This window comes from Deltaproteobacteria bacterium, assembly GCA_016219225.1.
In the GTDB taxonomy this organism is placed as follows: Bacteria; Desulfobacterota; RBG-13-43-22; order RBG-13-43-22; family RBG-13-43-22; genus RBG-13-43-22.
The window spans coordinates 1-19,184 of the sequence record JACRBX010000260.1; the positions used below are offsets into that span (position 1 = coordinate 1).

Here is a 19,184-nt window from a genome sequence, read left to right on the forward strand (position 1 = left end):
AAATAGAAAGATTATGGAGAAAATTGGGGAAGCGGTGGGTGAGTGGGAAATTATATAACTTATTGTATTTAATTAGTTAATCGCTTAAGTTAACGGCATTGGGTCCGACCCAATGCCAAAATCAATAATCCAGGTATATCGCAACCATTTTTGGTAATCATTATAGTGAGATGAAGGAACTGCCCGTTTTTCCAGAAAGGCAACATAGAGTGTCAATAGGTCGGGTGGTATATTGAGCATGAGATGTTAACCGGAAAGGGTGTATTTGTCCGACTTGGAATATTACACAGTTAGAAATTTAGCTAAACCGTATCCTTTTGTCAATATTTCTTTACATTTAAATCGATTTTATAGTACATTTCGGGAAAACTGTTCAATATGTTGTTTCGAGGATCAAAGGAAGAAGGACAAAACGGAACGGAGGAACGATGAAGATTCTGCTGCTAGTCATCCTACCATCACTCGCCTGCGCATTTGCAGCGGGATCCTTCGGCGGCAACCTGGCCATCGCCATTTTGCATGGCTCTGCCGACTTCCAAGACCGCAAAGCGAAGGGTTCTGATGCTCTGTGGCAACTCTGGCGGCCCGTCCAGTTGGCTATCGGGAAGTGGACCACGTTCGTAGGCATGATCGTGGGAGCACTCGGGTCCCTTTGGTTGTGGCACCTTCCCGATGGTATCCTTCCCCATGTTGGCCCTCTTCTCGTCACGTTAGTAGCAGCCTTCTTCGCTGGCTTTATCGTTGCCCTGTTAATCGTCCGTCACTGGGCCAAGGGGGTTGGCATCGACATCAAGCGAACCCGCTCCACCACCATCAACTTCAGGAACCGCGAGTAAAGGAGAAGCCCAGTGAAGAGAGAAGTCAATATTATGGAATGGCTCCATCCACGGCGAGAGCAAGGCTTCTACGCCGAATGGCAAGAACCCTCTTGCATGAAGACCCCCTATTTCAAAGGGTTCCCGAAGCGGCTCGCCGCATATCTGGTGCTGTGCCTCATCGGGTGGGGAGCGGGAACATTCTTTCCTGATGCGGTCACCAAGTTGCTTTTCGATCCGACAAAGGCAGTGTCGCCAGTCCGTGTCGCCATCACGATTGTCGTCCTCCTGGGAATCGTCATCGAGTTCACCGTGTTGCTCCGCCCGTCGCGGAGAGTCATGGTCGGTGACGAGAAGTTCATACGTTATGTGCCCCCTCTTGCGTTTCTTCTTGAGACCCGACGGTACTCTGATATCACGCGAGCGTTGGTCCGACAGGCTGGCGAGAAGAGGAACTGTGCCGTCTTGGAATTGCACTGCAAAGACGGATCTGTGGACAGCATCGGGATTGCCCCCGACGTCGATGTGGAATTGCTGAGAACGTTTTTCAAGCACCAAGACATAGAGTTCAGTTGACTGGCGCTCGCTCATAAGGCAGACCCCGAACAACCGGCGGCACCGTACGTCGCTTCGCGCCGCCGGTGTGCCGGGGCGTTGGGATAGAGAAGAAACATGACAATAGAACGAAATAGTGTCCGGGTTTTCACGTCCACTACCTTTCGTGACATGGTCTTGGAGCGGGACGCCCTGATGCGCTATGTGTTTCCACAGCTACGCGAAGAATGTGAGCCTCATCGGATTGCACTGATCGATATTGACCTTCGATGGGGAAGTACCGAGGAAACCGACTATAGGAAAGTCCTCAATATTGTGAAATCAGAACTGAACCGTGCAGCCGTGATGATCTCCATCATCGGAGAACGGTTTGGTTGGATCCCCCCGGACGAGTATGACTCCGTGACAGCATTGGAAATGTACACCGCGCTAGCAAGTCCATCGATTCGCCTTCTCGTCTTCAGAAGGGAACAGTTCTTTACGAACCAGTTGGCCGCAGGACAGAATGAGTCGAACTTCTTCCCTGAGCCTGAACTAGAGCAAAAGAAACTCATTCGCCGTCTTGAGTACCTCGGCGTCGCTATCACCCCATATGAAAAAGGGGACATCCATTAGATTCAAAAAAAATATTTACATGGAAGAGGAAATGGGGTAAAAGACAAAATATGTGCTAACTGGGGTCGGATCTTTTACATTGACAAGTCCTTTTCGGGTGGTGCAAGTACTTCTTAAATGGGGGAAGTGGGATCATTTGTCAATGTAAAAGATCTGACCCCACAATATACTGTTTCCATCCGATTAATCCGGTCCTGACCTTTAAACCTGATTTGAACTTTCCGGCCGGCTGCTGATCAATGGCATCCGTTTTGGGTATCTGAAGTGGACCGGTAAGCCTGCCAAGCCCCAAGCCCTCAGCCTTGAAATCACCCATCACTGCCTGGATAGATGCCTCATGTGCAACATCTGGAAGATACCCAAAAAAGTCCGGGCTGTTGCCAAAAACCAAGGGTTTTTTTTGTTATCTCTTTTCGATTGACATTATCCTAAGAAATTGATTTTATAATTAAAAGATCCAAGTGCAGGATGGTTTTCTCCTTTTTTAAGGCATAGCATCCGGGAATGCGTGAAATAGGTATGCTATTTTTGAGTCATAATACTATGTACGGCATAGAATGAAAGGTTATAGACATTTGTAAGCCTCAAAGAGAGAAAAAATAACTATGAGAATTTATTTGGATAATTGTTGTTTTAATCGTCCGTTTGATGACTAATCGCAAATCCGGATTAGACTTGAATCAGAAGCCAAATTGAGTATCCAAGCTGATATTGTTGAAGAAAAATTTGAACTTGTGTGGTCATATATCCTTGAAGCTGAAAACAAGGCAAATCCCTTCGAAGAAAGGATGAATGCCATATCAGATTGGAAAAATCAGGCTGTCTCGGTGATTAAAGAAAATAAAAAAATAGTGGAAAAAGCAAAGAAACTCAAAGAGATCGGCCTGCGCAGCAAAGATGCGCTGCATATATCATGCGCCATATCTGGGAAATGCAAGTTTTTTCTGACAACTGACGACAAAATTATTAATAAAAACAATGCAATAAAAGAAATTACAGTCATCGATCTAATTGGTTTTATCAAAGAGGTTTACTTATGATAACTGATACCGAAGTTAGAGTTAAAGGCGTGGAAGCACTTACAAAATCTCTTGGCAGCGTGGGCGCAGAAAGGTTTATCGCCCTTATCCAGAGAGAACCATTTGACTATACAAAATGGCAAAGGACACTGTGGGAAGATCAAAGCGTTGAGGAAATTAGCAAAGCGGCAATGAAAATATATGAAAAACCTGCCGAACAATAATTTCAACCTGAGCGCGAGTAGCTTGGCGGCGCTGCGCGGGTAGGTTTTTGGCGCGCCAGGTTAAATTTGGCGTTCGCTTAAAGGATCTGATAGATGATCAATATTGACTGGATCAGCTTTGTCATGGCCTCTATCGCTGTCGTTCTTTCGCCCGGCCCGGGGTCGTTGTTCGTGGCAAGAACTGCCGGGACCTCCGGGTTGAGAGCGGCGCAAGGAGCTATGCTGGGAATTATGGTTGGCGACACATGCCTGATTGTCCTGTCCGCACTCGGCGTATCAGCTCTTTTCCGTACGCATCCTTCTTTGTTTCATGCCCTGAGGTTGGCAGGGGCCGGCTACCTGCTGTTTCTCGGTCTCAGACTGGTCCTTGGAAAGTCAAGAACGAAGTCATTCCGATTGCAGGATTGTGACCATTCATTTAGGCAGGCGATCTCCATAACCCTTCTCAACCCCAAGGCCGTTATCTTCTTTATGGCGTTCTTTCCTCTGTTCATCAGGTCTCCCCAAAATGATTCCTTCTTTACCTATGCCTCTATGACTCTCACATTTCAGTTCATTAGTGGAGCCTATCTCAGTCTGCTCATTCGGGCATCCTCTTGGACAGCTTCGGCCCTTCGCAAGAGCGATGCGGCGAGATTCGTATTGGAAAAACTCTGCGGGTGTATGTTCATCGGTTTTGGGCTAAAAGTGGCAATCACAAGAAGATGAGCGAACACATTAATAAAGGCGACGGGGTTTTTAACTGGCTTGGTCGTCCCCGCGACTTATAAAACCGTTCGCAACCCCAATAAATATTTCTTGACCATAACCTTATAAGGGAAATCGTAATTAAGGTGTATTATGTTGGCTCTCGTGAAAAAGCCCCGTATTGAGATATCCATTCAAGGTGAGCATGTTAATGATCTCATTGATTGGATAAGGAAAAATATGAAGTGAATATACTCTCGTCCGGATAGCTGAAATTCTTCAGCTTAAGTTTGAAAGAATCTCATAGAGCAAACGAGGGCATACAGCGTAACAGCATCGAAGAGATGGGGCAAATCATCCAGGATAGTAAAACGTGTTAGAACAAGGAGAAAACCCTTATGGGATATTCAATCAGTCCAACATTAAATGAAGATCGCGAACCAATAATAGATATATTCAACCATTACGTAGAAAATTCCTTTGCGGCCTACCCGGAAGATAAACTCCCATATCAGTCATTTGATATGTTTTTACAAGTGTCGAATGGGTTCCCGACAGGAACTATAAAAGATCAGAACGACAAGGTCGTCGGTTTTGGAATGCTGCGTACACATAATCCAATGCCGGTCTTTTCTCGTACTGCCGAAGTGACCTATTTTATACATCCAGACCACACAGGAAAAGGACTGGGGAAGATGTTGCTCGGTTCTCTTGTAAGGGGTGCGGTTGAAAAAGGTTTTACGAGCCTCTTAGCCAATATATCTTCCCTCAATCCCGACAGCATTAAATTCCATCAAAAGAATGGGTTCATAGAATGCGGCCGGTTCAGAAAGGTCGGAAAGAAAAAGGGCCAGGAATTCGATACGGTATGGATGCAAAAAATGCTCTAACAACAGGGTCAGCCGGACGGCGGGAAGGGCGGCGGCCTATCGGGCAAGATTCTTGGCGCCGCTGGTTACCCTGAACGTTGGAGTAAAAGGAAGAAGGATGAGTATCCTTGAGATTGGCTGTTGTTGTGCCTACTGTAAGACATGCAGGGCATTACGTGATGGAAACTGTCGCGGCTGCAAATTGGGATATGATAATGGTCAGAGAGATTTGCAGAAAGCTAAATGCACGATAAAGGTTTGTTGCATGAAAGAAATGCAGTTGCAAACATGTGCTGATTGTGATGGATTCTCTTCATGCACGACACTCCAGAATTGGTACCAGAAAGTTGGTGCAAAGTATCTGCGTTACAAAAAATCATGCAAGTATATCCGTGCCCACGGCTATGATAATTTTCTTAAAATCGCTAATGAATGGAAAGACGCGAGTGGAAAGCTGACATAAAGAACATCGTTATGCCAACCATCGGGTGGGGAGGGACGCGAAGTTACAAGGCGGATTTTCCGAGAATTGGTTCCGGTACGTTAGTACGGCTTCACCCTTGCCGTCGCGGATCTGCGGCATCCTCGGCTTTTGCAACCTCGAGGTTAAAGGAGTACCTCCTCCTGCCAGCCGAGTTTGATAATCTCAATCCGTTTCAGATCGCTCGTCCCGAGGTGATACTTTTTGTCGGCCACGGCAATGTGGATCGGCTGGACATCCAGTTCTCTATCTTCTCCGAAAAATGCGACCCTTTTCCTCCGGAGGAGTTCGGCGCCTACGCTGTCGACCGACACCGGGTCGGTGCCCACGATAAGACCCCGGTAAGGCCACAGATAACGCCGGTCTATGGAATGGGGTCCCCGACCGTAAAACTGCGGGGTCAGGGCCACCAGGATGTTCAGCCGGGTCTTGCCCTTAACTCCGGGCAGGGTCCAGATCTTCCCCAGATCGGAACAGGCGTCTCCGTGATAACTCCAGGGAAACTGAACGAACATGATGTAATTCTTAAGGCAGGTTCCTGCCCCCGCCCAGTGGTGTGTGCGAACCGGGCGCACATTGACCAAGGCGGTGGATTTCTGGAAAACCGGGTTACTGCGCACATTGCGGTCATCGACGGCCAGATTGGCCTCCGAAACACCCACCTCAAGCAGCCGGCGGCGAAGGGCATCCTCCATCTCTTTGGGGGTGGGTAGAGCTGCCCAACCATTGGTCTTGATGCCCACCACATCCGTCTTCCTGAAGAATTTCTGCCAGGCCGCTCCAGCGTTTTTCTCTCCGGCCAGGGTCCGAACGGCTTCATCAAGCATCTGCTGCAGGATGGGTCCGTTCACTCGATCGTCCGCTCCCAATACATCGGGGTGTCTGATCAGGATAACCCGGGTCCGTTCTTCTCCCCCCTCCGCTTCGAGGGCAGGCGAGCCGAGACCCATGGCCATGACCAGACCGGCCGTTCCTTTTAAAAAATCCCGTCGGGTGACCACCGGTCGCTCTTTCATAAAGATTCCCCCTTGATTTTTTTCAGTATGTTTTGCACCAACCGATCCGCCTCGGCTTCCAGTTTTGCGCCAAAGACGACAATGACTGATTTCTGATAGGTTTCTGCCCGGGTCCAAAGGCCGTCTTCCGTTTGGACCGAAACGGGGATTTGGGCCTCAGGCAAATAGGTTTTTTGAAAGTTGGAAAAGGCCGAAGAGGCCCTGGGGGCTGTGGGATAGCGTATCAGCAGGACCCGGAGGTTGTTTTGCCCCTGGGGATAACGGGCGATAACAGCCTCCACATCTTTATCGAGCCGGAGGATGTTCTGGTGGGAAATAAAAAAACAGCGGTTTAGAAGTATGTGGCTGCGAACGAAACACACCCGGTCGGCCGGGGGCAGGCTATTTGTATCCGACAAGTAGCCGAGCAACCGAGGTGGTCGGCCCGTCTCTTTAATCCCCTTGGCCAGTTCCCGCCCCAGGTTGAGAACGGCTTTCTCCAATTCCGTGCCGGTTCCGTCTCCCAGGACGGTCACGAAATATCTTCCTTGCCAGAAACGTAGCAGGCTGCCGCCGAACTCCGATCCCTGACCTATTCCGGCATCAGGATCCTGCTGCTCCAACGAGAAGACCCCGAAGGCATCCTCCGATGACCCCATTCGGTATACATCGGCAATGATATCCGGATAGTTGGTTTTTATATAACGACGACTTTGGGCCTGCTGGAAATTATAGGCCAGGTAGACTTCCGCCGCCCCGTCGATATAGGTGTATAGGGATTTGCCCTTGAAGGTTGTCACTCGCCGGTCCCATTTCCAGCCGAGGGTCTCCGGTGGCCACTTTATTTTGTCAAGCATTTTCCCCTTTCCGGCGGAAAATCCTGCCTGGGGTGCCATAAACCCTAAAACCGTGAATAAAAAAAACCACAGGGAAACGATGCGAATAGTGCCCTGTCTGATCTTTCCCGGTTGACCGGCACCTTGCCTTAACAGGGGTATCATCATAAACCGCCCCTTCTCCTTGTTAACGGATTGGATACAAAACAAAGGAACTTTATATTTCTATCCCTCGTTGGTAGCTCTCTCCAACCAATTTTCCCGATTGTCGAAGTTTATTTACTATGGCCCAAATAAACTATGTAAAACATATCCATCAGTTAAAGTCAATCCCCATCTTTTCCCAAACGACTTTTCCTGTCTATCGAGACTGCTTCTCTTTGAGATGGAAGCCGATTTTTCGTTTCGAGATCGCCCTCTTGACTTTTCAAAAGGCTCTGTTAAAATCAACCCCATTCTGAATGTAACTTTGGCGGTCATCCCATAACCCTTGATGAGGATGGAGAATGATTCCGGTCGGCGAACAACCCCGTGTCTCAAGAGAGAACGGGGTTTTTTATTATTCAAACGATTAACCCGGCTTCTGATATTGGTTAGGCCGGAAGAATTGGTTGACGAAACGGTGTACTGAACCCAAACCCGAGGCATCAAAGGAGGGCATTCCCATGCGTTCAGCAAGGATTCGTAACTGGGACCGCACCCGTTCCTGGACACCGGAGGAGATCCACCACCCGGATAACGAAGATCAGATCGCCACATTGATCCACCGGGCCGTGGAAAATAAAAAACGCCTCAAGCCCATAGGCCAGGCCCTTTCCTGGTCCGATATCGCCGATATGCCGGGGCGGACCATTCGTTTGGATCGGATGGCCCGGGTGCTCGAAGTGGACCGGGATAAGCGGCTGATAAGGGTTCAGGCCGGTGCCCGCCTGAAATATGTCAATGAGGTTTTGGCCCGGCACGGACTGGCTTTCGACAATTTCGGCTCCATCATCCTGCAGACCGCCGCCGGATACATCGGGACCGGGACCCACGGCACCGGTGCCAGGACCCCCATCCTTTCGGACTCCATTGAGAAAATCCGCCTCATCGACGGCCTGGGTGAAATCCACGAACTGGATGCCGCCCATGAGCCGGAGATTTTTTCCGCCGCCCGGGTCCACCTGGGATGCCTGGGGGTGATCACCGAGATCACCTTCCGGTGTGTCGAGGCCTTTGACCTGGAAGAACGACTCGAATTAATCGATTTCGACACCGCCCTGGCCGACCTGGGCACCACCCTCCGAAACAATGACTACTGCAAATTGTGGTGGCTGGCCTATACCGATAAGGTCCAGGTTTATACCTTCAACAAGACCGCCAAGCCCCGGGGCGGGGCCGGCCTGCCCGGTTTTCTGGATAAAACCGGCCTGTCTGGCCTGGTATTCACCGGGCTTATCAAAATGGGCCAGGGTTTTCCCCGGGTCATTCCCTTTTTGCACAACACGGTACAGAGCATCCATTACCAACCCCACAGCCGGGTGGACCGCAGCGACCGGGTCATCAAGGTCGGCAGTTCCATTCCCATCCACCAGGAAACGGAATATGCCATACCCATAGACCAGGCGGCCAGGGCCATCGATGAGACCAGAAAGATGGTCCTCAAGGCCGATTACCGGGTGAATTTTCCTTTAGAGGTGCGCTTCGTAGCCGCCGATGACATTCCCATGAGCCCGGCCAGCGGCCGAGACAGTTGTTACCTCGGCCCTTATGTAGCCGGCCTGCCCTGGGCGAGGTCCTATTTCGCAGAATTCGAGGACCTCATCAGGGACTATCAGGGGCGCCCCCACTGGGGAAAGAGTTTCACCAGAACCCACCAGGAGCTTCGGGCCCTTTACCCGGCCTATGATGCCTTCAACCGGCTCCGCCGGCAATCGGACCCCCATGGTCTGTTCCAAAACAGCTTCGTCGACCGCGTGTTTCCTGATGAGCCGTAAGCAATGGACTGACCGGCGGGCCTGCCTGATAAATAAGGCTTGACAGATAAAACCGCCTTTCCCTATATTGCAATATTACAGTTCTAACCGATTAAAAAAGTTTACTTCCCGCCTTATCGATTTTTAGCTTGGAGCTTAAGGAGGCTGCCATGGATCCCTTGCGAAAACTGACCGTCCTCTCCCTGGAACAGGCCACCGTATTACCTTACCTGACCTTCCGTTTGGCCCAGGATGGAGTCCAGGTCATCCGCTTGGAACATCCGGTATTCGGTGATCCCAATCGCTTAGTTGGGGACAATGTCCTTAACGAAGAACGGATGAACAGTTATTTCATGGCCATCAATGCCGGCAAAAAGGCTCTGACCTTGAATCTGGCCGAGGCAGAAGGAAAAAATATCTTAAGCCAATTACTCCTGAAGCTTAAGGTGGATATCTTTGCCACCAATCAGCTTCCCCGGAACTATCCTAAATTGGGGATCGATTATGAAACCCTTAAGGCCGTCAAACCCGACCTGATCTGGCTGGGGATCACCGGATTCGGACCGGACAGTAACGAAGCCGCTTATGACCCGATTCTTCAGGCCCGGAGCGGGTTGATGGAATTGACCGGAGAGCCGGACGGCGAGCCCCAGGTCCTGGGCATCCCCTTACCGGATATGGGGGCCAGCGAGCATGCCTACGGGCTGATCATGAAGGCCCTTTACCGCCGGGCCGTTACCGGGGAAGGGGCGCGCATCGATCTTTCCATGTTTGAAAGCACGGTTTCCTGGCTGACCGTTCCCATCACCTTAAGTCAGTCTTTTGGAAAGAAGATCACCCGCCGGGGTAATACCCATGAATTCTTTGCCCCGGTTTCGGTCTTCCCCACAGCCGACGGATACGTCTATGTGGCCATGGGCAATGATAAACAGTGGGCGAGCCTGACGGAACTGCCCGAATTCAAATCCCTGGCCAAAGAAGCCTATCAAAAGAATGCCGGCCGGATTGCCGACGTCAAGAACTTAAACCAGGACCTGGCCGGAATACTCAAACAATTCAAAACCGCTGCCATCATTTCCCTTTTCAATAAAATCGGCATTCCCATATCGGAAATAAATTCCATGGAGCGGGTGGCCCAGGATCCCCTGGTAGTCAAGAACCTCCTTAAGTCCAGGGACCAGAGGACAGGCCTGGAAATCATTCTGGCCCCCCCGCCTCAAATGACCGGCTACTTACGTTCCAGAGGGCAAGAGCTTTCCTTTCCTCCCCGTTTCGGTGAACACAACAATGAGATTTACGGACAAACGCTCGGCTATGGGGAAGCCGACCTAACGACCTTCAAGGAAAAAGGGATTATATAAAATATTCTGTAACTGAATCCATGTCAGAAACAAATTCGCAGATACGGAGCCTAAGAATTTAATGCCCACCGGAGACCAGTTAGCCCAGTATATCTTTTCCGGTTTGACCACCGGGAGCATCTATGCCTTGATCGCCCTGGGGTTTTGTATTATCCACAATGCCACTGGGATCGTTAATTTTACCCAGGTGGACTTCATCACCCTGGGCGGCATGATGATGTATACCTTTTTGCTGGCCATGGGCCTTCCCCTGCCTTTGGCCTTTCTCCTGGGGGTATTGGCCGTAACCGTTGTCGGGGGCCTGGTGGAAAGACTGGCCATCCGTCCGGCCAAGTCCCGCTCCATCATCGTTCTTATTTTCATAACCATCGGCGTTTCCATTTTGATGCGGGGGATCTTTAAGATTATCTGGGGGAAAAATCAGATGGCCCTGCCCCCCTTCAGCGGTGATACCCCCCTGATGATCCTGCGGGCTGCGGTCCTTCCCCAAAGCCTCTGGATCTTCTGTATCACGGTGGTGGTGGTTATTATCCTGCATCTTTTTTTTAATCACTCCCTGATCGGTAAGGCCATGCGGGCTACTTCCTTTAACCCCAGGGCCGCGGCCCTGATGGGGGTTAATGTCAACCGCATGATCCTCCTTTCCTTTGCCTTAAGCGGGGCCTTGGGGGCCATTGCCGGGATCATCATCGTCCCCATCACCACCCTGTCCTATGATATCGGCGTCATGCTCGGTTTGAAAGGCTTCGCTGCGGCTATCCTGGGCGGTTATGGGAACAGTATCGGGGCCATTATCGGCGGCTTGTTATTAGGGGTCCTGGAATCCCTGGGGGCAGGAACCATTTCTTCCTCTTACAAGGATGTCCTGGCTTTCGTCATCCTGCTTTTAGTCCTTTTCATAAAACCGAGCGGTCTCTTAGGCCACGGTGAAAAGGAGCGGGTCTGAAAATGGTCCAGGGGTTTCTGAAAGGCAAATCCTCTTTCGGGTTATCGATCCTGGCCTTGATGGTCCTTCTCTTTCCGTGGGTTATTTCCAATCCCTATTATTTGAATGTCGTCAATATCATCGGCCTGAACACCCTGGTCGTGGTCGGCCTTAATCTGTTGATCGGCTATGCCGGACAGATCTCCCTGGGCCATGCCGCATTTTATGGATTAGGGGCCTATCTTTCCGGTATACTGACGGTCAGCTACGGGGTTTCTCCCTGGTTAGCCATGATCCTGGCTCTGGCGGTTACCGGTCTTCTGGCCCTGATCATCGGTATTCCTACCCTTAAATTGCATGGCCATTACTTGGTTATGGCCACTCTGGGGTTCAACATTATCATCAATATCGTCATCATCCAGTGGGATAAGGTAACCGGCGGACCTTCGGGTTTTCCGGGAATACCCAATTTGAAAATCGGCAGTTTGGTTTTTGATTCCGACTGGAAAATGTATTACCTGATCTGGTTTTTTACCTTTATTGGAATTGTTTTGGCCCTGAATCTGGTCCATTCCCGGGTAGGCCGGGGGCTTCGGGCCTTGCATGGGAGCGAAGTCGCCGCCTGCGCCCTGGGGGTAAAGACCGAAGTCTATAAAGTAAAAGTATTTGTATTAAGTGCCTTGTACGCCTCCCTGGCCGGCAGCCTTTATGCCCACTACTTGACCTTTATCAGCCCCAAGACCTTTGATATCTTCTTTTCCGTAGAGTTGGTCACTATGGTTATTGTCGGCGGCATGGGCAGTATCTGGGGAACCCTTTTCGGGACCTTTTTCATCACCCCTTTGCCGAACATCCTCCATTTTTTCGATGAATATAAAGATATTTTTTACGGACTGATCCTGGTCCTGATCCTGATCTTTTTACCGGAAGGGGTGGTCGTGGCCCTTCGAAACCGGTATTTGAGCAGACGGCAGGGGATAAGTCAAACCAGTTTCCATGGTGAATCCTGATGGTTCCTCTCCTTCGGGTTGAAGATACCTCCATCAATTTCGGCGGATTAATGGCCCTGACGGAACTCAGTTTCGATTTGGCCCAGGGATCGATTACCGCCCTGATCGGACCGAACGGGGCCGGTAAGACCACGGCTATCAACATCATTTCCGGTATCTACCGGCCCCAAAAAGGAAGGATTTTTTTCAAAGGGAAACCGATTATCGGACATCGGCCTTATCACCTGGCCGCCATGGGCCTGACCCGGACCTTTCAAAATATTCAGGTCTTTCAAAATATGTCCGTTTTGGAAAATGTCATGGTCGGCTTGCACAGTCAAACGAAAAAGGAATTCCTCTCTTCCTTGTTTCGCCTTCCGGGGGTCAGTCAGGAGGAAAAAGAGATTGAAAATAAAGCCTGGGAGATCCTGGATTTTTTTCATCTGAAGGATAAAGGACACTGGTCGGCTGCCGGCCTTTCTTATGGGGACCAAAAACGAATAGAAATGGCCCGGGCCCTGGCCTCCAAACCGGACCTGGTCTTATTGGACGAACCCGTGGCCGGCCTGAATATGACCGAAACCCAGGAGGTCGCCGAGATGATTCGCCTGATCCGCTCTAAGGGTATGACCGTTCTTTTGGTTGAACACGATATGAATCTGGTCATGAGAATTTCAGACAAGGTTGTGGTTTTGAATTACGGGCAAAAGATTGCCGATGGGCCTCCCTTGTCGATTCAAAAGGACCCCCAAGTCCTGGCCGCCTACTTAGGGGCCGAAGACTGAGGGGTCGGTTCATGTTACAGGTAGAAAAACTGGAAGCCTATTATGGAGGGAACCAGGCCCTCAAAGGGATCTCTTTGGAAGTCAGAGAGGGTGAAATCGTCTCTTTGATCGGTGCCAATGGAGCCGGCAAAACGACCCTGCTGAATTGCCTTTCAGGGATTCATCCGGCCAGGAAAGGCAGGATCTTTTTTATGGGGCGGGATGTGAGCCGGACCAATGCCCAGCAATTAGTCCGTTGGGGAATTATTCAGGTCCCGGAAAACCGCCAACTCTTCGGTCCCCTGACCGTAGAGGAAAATCTGGAGATGGGTGCCTATGCCTGTTCCCGTGAAAAAAAAGAAGACCGGAGAAAGGCCATAAGACGCATCTATGGTCTTTTCCCTATTCTAAAAGAACGCCGGAAACAGCGGGCCGGCACACTTTCCGGAGGGGAGCAACAAATGCTGGCCATGGGCCGGGGATTGATGGCCGATCCCAAATTGCTCCTTTTGGATGAGCCTTCCCTGGGATTGGCACCCATGATCGTCCGGGAGATCTTTCGCATCATTAAAGAACTTAAGGAAGAGGGCCGAACGATCTTATTAGTAGAACAAAATGCCCGGGGGGCCTTGAACATTTCCCAACGGGGGTATGTCATTGAAACCGGGAGGATCAGTATGAGCGGCTCGGCAACGGATTTACTGCAAGACGGGAAGGTCCGCCGGGCCTTTTTAGGACAGGAAGTTGAATGAAAATAAAGTTACAAGTTTCAAGATACAAGTTTCAAGCTTGATGAGTTTGCAAAAAGTCGTCACCCCGGCGAAAGCAGGGATCCAGAAAATTATAACTGGATAAAAGAATCAGAGGAAAATAATGGCTCAGACTTTTATGCCGAATTTTAAATCCCTGGAGGAGATGAAGGCCCATCAATTAAAAGGCCTTCAATGGACAATAGCCCATGCCTATCAGGGCTCTCCTTTCTATCGGAAACGCTTCGACGAAGCCGGGGTCAAACCAGAGGACATAACCTCCCTGGATGATTTGCAGCGTTTGCCTTTTGTTACCGCCCGGGACCTGCGGGACGGCTATCCCTTTCCTTTGCTTTCCGTTCCGCTTGAAAAAGTGGTGCGCATCCATGCCTCTACCGGGACCACGGGCAAGAGAAAAATCCTGGCCTATACCCAAAAAGATATTGATGATTGGGCCCATTTCTTTGCCCGCTGTTATGAGATGGCCGGACTCAGCCGGGAAGACCGGGTGCAGATTGCCGTAGGTTACGGGGTCTGGACCGCCGGAGTTAGTTTCCAATTGGGCTGCGAGCATTTCGGGGCCCTGGCCATACCGATAGGGCCGGGAAACATCGATCTCCAATGCCAGTTCCTGGAAGACCTGCAGTCCACGGTCCTGTGCTGTACGGCCTCCATGGCCCTTCTGATGGCCGAGGAAGTGGATAAACGGGGATTGCGCGACAAAATCTCCTTAAAAAAAATTATTTTCGGCTCGGAAAGGAGCAGTGAGGCCCAGCGGAAAAAGATCCAGGAATTGTTGGGCCTGGAAGAACTCTTTGACATCCCCGGTCTGACCGAGCTCTATGGACCCGGCACCGGACTGGATTGTTACCGTCATGAAGGGATTCATTATTGGGCCGATTATTATATCCTGGAGCTGCTGGACCCACTGACCCTTAAGCCGGTGGAACCCGGACAATCCGGAGAAATGGTGGTCACCACCCTCTCCAAAGAAGCCGCTCCGCTCATCCGTTACCGGACCAGGGATTTGACCCGGCTGATCGATCATCCCTGTTCCTGCGGCAACATCCTGCCCATGCATGACCGGATCCTGGGACGCTCCGATGACATGATTATCTTCCGGGGGGTCAATCTTTATCCGGCCCACATCGACCATATCCTTTCTGAAATACCGGAAGTGGGCAGCGAATTTCAGATCCATTTAGACCGCCAAAAGGATGGGAAGGATCATATGACCGTCCGGGTGGAACGGGCCCAAGGGAAAGAGCCGTCGATTGATAAAGCCCTTTCTGTAATAATCGAACAACAGATCAAACAGCAGGTCTTAGTCACCGTTCAGGTGGAGATCGTCGACTATGGTTCTTTGCCCCGGTCGGAACGAAAATCCAAGAGGGTTTTTGATAATAGGATATAACTTCAAATAATAAACCCTCATGCCCCTTTGGGGCACCACGAAGCATGAAAATATTGCTTTGCTGGGAATGGATCGTCATTCCGGCGAAAGCCGGAATCCAGGTTAATTCCAAAAACCCTGGATGCCGGATCGGGCCTGCCCCGTTCTTGATACGGGGTCCGGCATGACGGTAAACAAACAATCCCCCAGTGTAGTTTGAGGTTATTTTCGAACTAAACCTTCATGCCCGGGGCGGGCACCACGAAGCATGAAAAAACCGCCGTCGTAGGGGCGGGTTTTAAACTCGCCCCTACGGAGCCCCAACAGAGGCCAAAGGTGGTTAAAAATCTATTTTCGAACTAAGGAGGTGGAAAAAGGAAAAGATTAACAGGCAGAAGAATTCTTAAAAACAATATCAAAAAGAAAGGAATCTACAATGAAAAAATTCGGAATATTTTTTATGCTTTGTATTTTTGTGTTGGGTATTTCTCTGGCCCAGGCTGCCGATCCGATCAAGATCGGGGCCTTTTATTCCCTGTCCGGACCAGCCGCGGCCATCGGCACGCCGACCAAACTGGTTACCCAGATGGTGGTGGAAAAAATCAATAAAGAAGGGGGCATCAACGGCCACCCCATCGAACTGGTGCTGGGGGATACCGAATCGGAGCCTACCAAGGCGGTCATGGTCATCAAGAAATTCATCAATGTGGATAAGGTAGCGGCCATTATCGGTCCGGACCGGACCGACCTGGGCATGGCGGTAAAAAAACTGATCGAGGAGGCCGAAATCCCCACCTTCATGACCGTGGGCGGCGATCCGGTCATCATGGGCGGCGGTCCACTGGGCACCTTTAAATGGGTTTTCAAATCCCCGCAACGCAGTTCCACGGCCGTTGAAAAGGTTTATCAGTACCTCCAAAAAAAGAACCTGAAGAAGATCGCCCTGATCACCGCTTCCGATGGCTTTGGAAAAGACGGCAAATCCTGGCTGGAAAAGCTGGCTCCCAAACATGGACTGACCATTGTGGCCGATGAGGCCTTCAATCCTAAAGACACGGATATGACCTCCCAATTGACCAAAATCAAAGCCGCCAATCCCGAGGCCATTATCTGCTGGACCATCGGGCCGGCCGGGTCCATCGTGGCCAAGAATGTCAAGCAGCTCAATATCAAAACCCCCTTATTCCAGTGCCATGGTCTGCCCGATCCCAAATACATCGAGCTGGCCGGTTCGGCTTCCGAAGGCAATATGATGCCTTCCACCAAGTTGATGGCCTGGGACCAGCTTGCCGACAAAGACCCACAAAAAAAGGTAATCAAAGAGTTTGTCAATCTTTACAATCACGTGTATCATTATGATAAACAATTTCTGATCAACGCCCATTCCGGTTATGCTTGGGATGCCATTTATATCGTGGCCAACGCCATGAAAAAGGCCGGTACGGACAAACAAAAATTACGGGAGGCTATCGAGCAAACCAAAAATTATATCGGTATCAGCGGAATTTACAACCTGACGGCTGAAGATCATAATGGTCTGGGTACCGATTCCATGATTATGGTCCGCATCGAAAACGGCAAATGGAAATTGGCGGAATAAAACCGGGCATAAGGCGCAGGGCACAGGGCACAAGGGTATACGGTGTAAGGTTAAAGGTTGAAGGCCAAAATTGCCTTTCCTTATACCTTAAACCCCATCCTTCTGCCCTGAGCCCTGTGCCTTGAGCCTTAATAATTAATAGAAAGGGTTCTCATGCCTTCCTTCGAATACCTCAAACCCAACTCCATGGATGAAGCCATTTCTCTGCTGGAATCCCATGGGGAAAAGGCCAAATATATTGCCGGGGGGACGGACGTCATAGTCAAGATCAAAGAAAAGAAAATAGCTCCCCAATATTTGATTTCTTTAAGACACCTCCCGGAGCTTTCCTATATCCGGCGGGATCCGGAAGGAATCTTGCGCATCGGGGGCTTGACTACCCACAGAATGCTGGAAAAATCTCCCCTGATCCGGCAGCACTACCCTGTCATCACCGATGCGGTGGAAAATATCGGCTCGGTCCAAATCCGCAATGTGGCCACCATCGGCGGCAATATCTGCAATGCCGTGCCTTCGGCCGACGGCGTCATCCCATTGCTGACGTTGGGGACCCATCTTCATCTGGTGGGACCTAAAGGAAAAAGGACCCTGCCATTAAAAAGTTTTTTCCTTGGACCCGGACAGACCCTGATGGAACACGGAGAAATTTTAAACGAATTTTTTATTCCTCCTCTGCTTCCCAATAGCAGCGGGGCCTACATCAAGCATACCCGCCGGGAGGCCATGGAACTGCCGATCCTTGGAGTGGGGATGGTCTTGTCGCTGGCGGAAGACCTGAAAACCTGCCTTAAGGTGCGCATCGGTCTGGGCGTGGCCGCCCCCACGCCGATCCGGGCCTATCTGGCCGAAGAGTGCCTGACCGGAAAAGAAGTCAATCAACAATCTCTGGACGAAACAGCCCGGATCGCTGAGAAGGAAACCAAGATGCGCGACAGCATCCGCGGCCAGGCCTGGTACCGGCGGGAAATGGTCGGCGTGCTCATTAGTCGTCTTGGGGTGAGATGTCTGGAGCGTATTAATAAATAGTGCTTTGCAATTAAAATCGAATTTTTGGAGTTTATAAAATGAGAAAAGAGGCCACCTTAGAAAAAATTGAACAGGAGATAGAAAAGCTTACACCTCAGGAACAATTAAAATTGGTGGAAAAGGTTGCCCATCAATTAAGAAAACTTGCTCTGGGGAAGAAAAAAGAGCTTGACTGGGGTAAACTTTATGGTCTCGGGAAAGGACTATGGAATGAAGATGCCCAGAGGTATGTTAATCGTTTAAGGGAAGACCGAACATGAATCTCGTTGATGAATTATCCCAATTTAAAACTATCTTCATAGATACCGCGCCAATCATCTATTATATAGAAGCTCATTCTCAATTTGGCCCTCTTGTTAAAAACGTTATTGACTTATTTCGCTCCGGAAGATTAATCGCCTTTTCGTCAGTCATTACCCTTACCGAAGTTTTGCCCAAACCAGTGGAGGCGGGCAATGAAGTGTTGGTAAAAAAGTTTCTTGAATTTTTTAAACACGGGAAGAATCTAAACCTGCTTGAAATAACCACAGGTATCGCTGAGAAGGCTGGAAGATTGAGAGGAAAATATCCAGGCCTAAAAACCATTGATGCTATTCAGCTTTCCGGAGCGATTGAAATCGGTGCAAATGTTTTTCTTACCAATGATAAAAAACTCGGTCAGGTCAAAGAAATAAAGGTGTTTATTCTAAAAGATTTTACCGAATAGGTTTGCAATTTAGGAGGTTCTGATAAAAATGCAAAAAATTACCTTTACGCTAAACGGCCATGCCGTGAAAGCCCTGGTGGAGCCCCAATGGACCCTGCTGGAATTGCTCAGGGACCACCTGGAATTGACCGGCACCAAGGAAGGCTGCGGGGTGGGGGAATGCGGGGCCTGTACGGTCATAATCGATGGAAAGGCTGTCAATGCCTGCCTCTTTCCTGTTTTGGAAACAGAAGGTGCCGAGGTCCTGACCATCGAAGGTTTGATGGGGCCGGACGGCTCTCTCCATCCTCTGCAACGGGCCTTTATCAACCAGGGGGCCGTCCAGTGCGGGTTCTGTTCGCCGGGCATGATCCTTTCGGCCAAGGCCCTATTGGATGAAAACCCCCATCCCACGGAAGATGAAATCCGTACGGCCCTGGCCGGCAATTTCTGCCGTTGCACCGGCTATACCCAGATCATCCAGGCCGTTCAATCCCTGGGGACATACGCGGAAAAAGAAGTGGCGGTTATGCCGCGGGAAGAGTGAAAACCGTTCGGGGGTCAGGGATCAGGGGCCGGGGGGCGGCCTTGAGAGTTAAGAGTTCGGAATTCGGAGAATCGAGTACAATAAAAAGCTGAAT

20 protein-coding genes and 1 pseudogene are annotated in these 19,184 nt (G+C 50.2%); 19 read left to right on the forward strand and 2 right to left on the reverse strand.

Annotated elements, in window-relative coordinates:
* Positions 1-428: 428 nt before the first annotated feature.
* From HY879_21360 to HY879_21390, 7 genes and pseudogenes are all read left to right on the forward strand, one after another.
* Positions 429-836: a hypothetical protein gene (locus HY879_21360; GenBank protein ID MBI5605891.1), complete on the forward strand. Its 408-nt coding sequence runs from the start codon at positions 429-431 to the stop codon at positions 834-836.
* A gap of 12 nt (positions 837-848) precedes the next feature.
* The gene (locus HY879_21365) at positions 849-1,391 is read left to right on the forward strand and encodes a hypothetical protein (protein ID MBI5605892.1); all 543 of its coding nucleotides are present in this window, start codon (positions 849-851) and stop codon (positions 1,389-1,391) included.
* A gap of 96 nt (positions 1,392-1,487) precedes the next feature.
* Positions 1,488-1,985, forward strand: a complete 498-nt coding sequence (locus HY879_21370; protein ID MBI5605893.1) for a DUF4062 domain-containing protein — start codon at positions 1,488-1,490, stop codon at positions 1,983-1,985.
* A 605-nt stretch (positions 1,986-2,590) separates the two neighbouring features.
* Positions 2,591-3,025: pseudogene (locus tag HY879_21375) on the forward strand (PIN domain-containing protein).
* Positions 3,022-3,228, forward strand: a complete 207-nt coding sequence (locus tag HY879_21380; GenBank protein MBI5605894.1) for a hypothetical protein — start codon at positions 3,022-3,024, stop codon at positions 3,226-3,228. The pseudogene HY879_21375 and the gene HY879_21380 overlap by 4 nt, the downstream one beginning before the upstream one ends.
* Before the next feature lie 93 nt (positions 3,229-3,321).
* A complete protein-coding gene (locus HY879_21385) occupies positions 3,322-3,936 on the forward strand; it encodes a LysE family transporter (GenBank protein ID MBI5605895.1) in 615 nt (204 codons plus the stop codon).
* 377 nt (positions 3,937-4,313) lie between these two features.
* Entirely contained in the window at positions 4,314-4,805 is a 492-nt protein-coding gene (locus tag HY879_21390; GenBank protein ID MBI5605896.1) for an N-acetyltransferase, read from the forward strand.
* Positions 4,806-5,390: 585 nt separating this feature from the next.
* Here the strand turns inward: HY879_21390 and HY879_21395 are convergent.
* Positions 5,391-6,281 carry a twin-arginine translocation signal domain-containing protein gene (locus HY879_21395; GenBank protein MBI5605897.1) on the reverse strand — a complete coding sequence of 297 codons (891 nt, stop codon included), beginning with the start codon at positions 6,279-6,281 and terminating at the stop codon, positions 5,391-5,393.
* Positions 6,278-7,264 (reverse strand): hypothetical protein, encoded by a 987-nt coding sequence (locus HY879_21400; protein ID MBI5605898.1) that lies wholly within the window; start codon positions 7,262-7,264, stop codon positions 6,278-6,280. The genes HY879_21395 and HY879_21400 overlap by 4 nt, the downstream gene beginning before the upstream one ends.
* A 497-nt stretch (positions 7,265-7,761) precedes the next feature.
* On the opposite strand from HY879_21400, the gene HY879_21405 reads away from it, so the two are divergent.
* The 12 genes from HY879_21405 to HY879_21460 all read left to right on the forward strand — a co-directional run bounded on the left by HY879_21405 (position 7,762) and on the right by HY879_21460 (position 19,090).
* Positions 7,762-9,072, forward strand: coding sequence for an FAD-binding protein (locus HY879_21405; protein ID MBI5605899.1), 1,311 nt, complete (start codon positions 7,762-7,764; stop codon positions 9,070-9,072).
* A gap of 149 nt (positions 9,073-9,221) precedes the next feature.
* Positions 9,222-10,412, forward strand: a complete 1,191-nt coding sequence (locus HY879_21410) for a CoA transferase (GenBank protein MBI5605900.1) — start codon at positions 9,222-9,224, stop codon at positions 10,410-10,412.
* Between the two features lie 61 nt (positions 10,413-10,473).
* Complete coding sequence (locus HY879_21415; GenBank protein ID MBI5605901.1) at positions 10,474-11,358, forward strand: branched-chain amino acid ABC transporter permease; 885 nt, start codon at positions 10,474-10,476, stop codon at positions 11,356-11,358.
* 2 nt (positions 11,359-11,360) lie between these two features.
* The gene (locus HY879_21420) at positions 11,361-12,347 is read left to right on the forward strand and encodes a branched-chain amino acid ABC transporter permease (protein MBI5605902.1); all 987 of its coding nucleotides are present in this window, start codon (positions 11,361-11,363) and stop codon (positions 12,345-12,347) included.
* Positions 12,347-13,111, forward strand: a complete 765-nt coding sequence (locus HY879_21425; GenBank protein MBI5605903.1) for an ABC transporter ATP-binding protein — start codon at positions 12,347-12,349, stop codon at positions 13,109-13,111. The genes HY879_21420 and HY879_21425 overlap by 1 nt, the downstream gene beginning before the upstream one ends.
* A gap of 11 nt (positions 13,112-13,122) precedes the next feature.
* Positions 13,123-13,842, forward strand: coding sequence for an ABC transporter ATP-binding protein (locus HY879_21430; GenBank protein MBI5605904.1), 720 nt, complete (start codon positions 13,123-13,125; stop codon positions 13,840-13,842).
* Positions 13,843-13,963: 121 nt separating this feature from the next.
* Positions 13,964-15,253, forward strand: a complete 1,290-nt coding sequence (locus HY879_21435; protein ID MBI5605905.1) for a phenylacetate--CoA ligase — start codon at positions 13,964-13,966, stop codon at positions 15,251-15,253.
* A 415-nt stretch (positions 15,254-15,668) separates the two neighbouring features.
* On the forward strand, positions 15,669-16,832 hold the full coding sequence (locus HY879_21440) for an ABC transporter substrate-binding protein (GenBank protein ID MBI5605906.1): 1,164 nt from the start codon (positions 15,669-15,671) through the stop codon (positions 16,830-16,832).
* Between the two features lie 153 nt (positions 16,833-16,985).
* Entirely contained in the window at positions 16,986-17,858 is an 873-nt protein-coding gene (locus HY879_21445; GenBank protein ID MBI5605907.1) for an FAD binding domain-containing protein, read from the forward strand.
* Positions 17,859-17,896: 38 nt separating this feature from the next.
* Positions 17,897-18,118, forward strand: a complete 222-nt coding sequence (locus HY879_21450; protein MBI5605908.1) for a hypothetical protein — start codon at positions 17,897-17,899, stop codon at positions 18,116-18,118.
* The gene (locus tag HY879_21455; GenBank protein MBI5605909.1) at positions 18,115-18,564 is read left to right on the forward strand and encodes a type II toxin-antitoxin system VapC family toxin; all 450 of its coding nucleotides are present in this window, start codon (positions 18,115-18,117) and stop codon (positions 18,562-18,564) included. The genes HY879_21450 and HY879_21455 overlap by 4 nt, the downstream gene beginning before the upstream one ends.
* 28 nt (positions 18,565-18,592) lie before the next feature.
* Positions 18,593-19,090, forward strand: a complete 498-nt coding sequence (locus tag HY879_21460) for a (2Fe-2S)-binding protein (GenBank protein ID MBI5605910.1) — start codon at positions 18,593-18,595, stop codon at positions 19,088-19,090.
* Positions 19,091-19,184 lie beyond the last annotated feature (94 nt).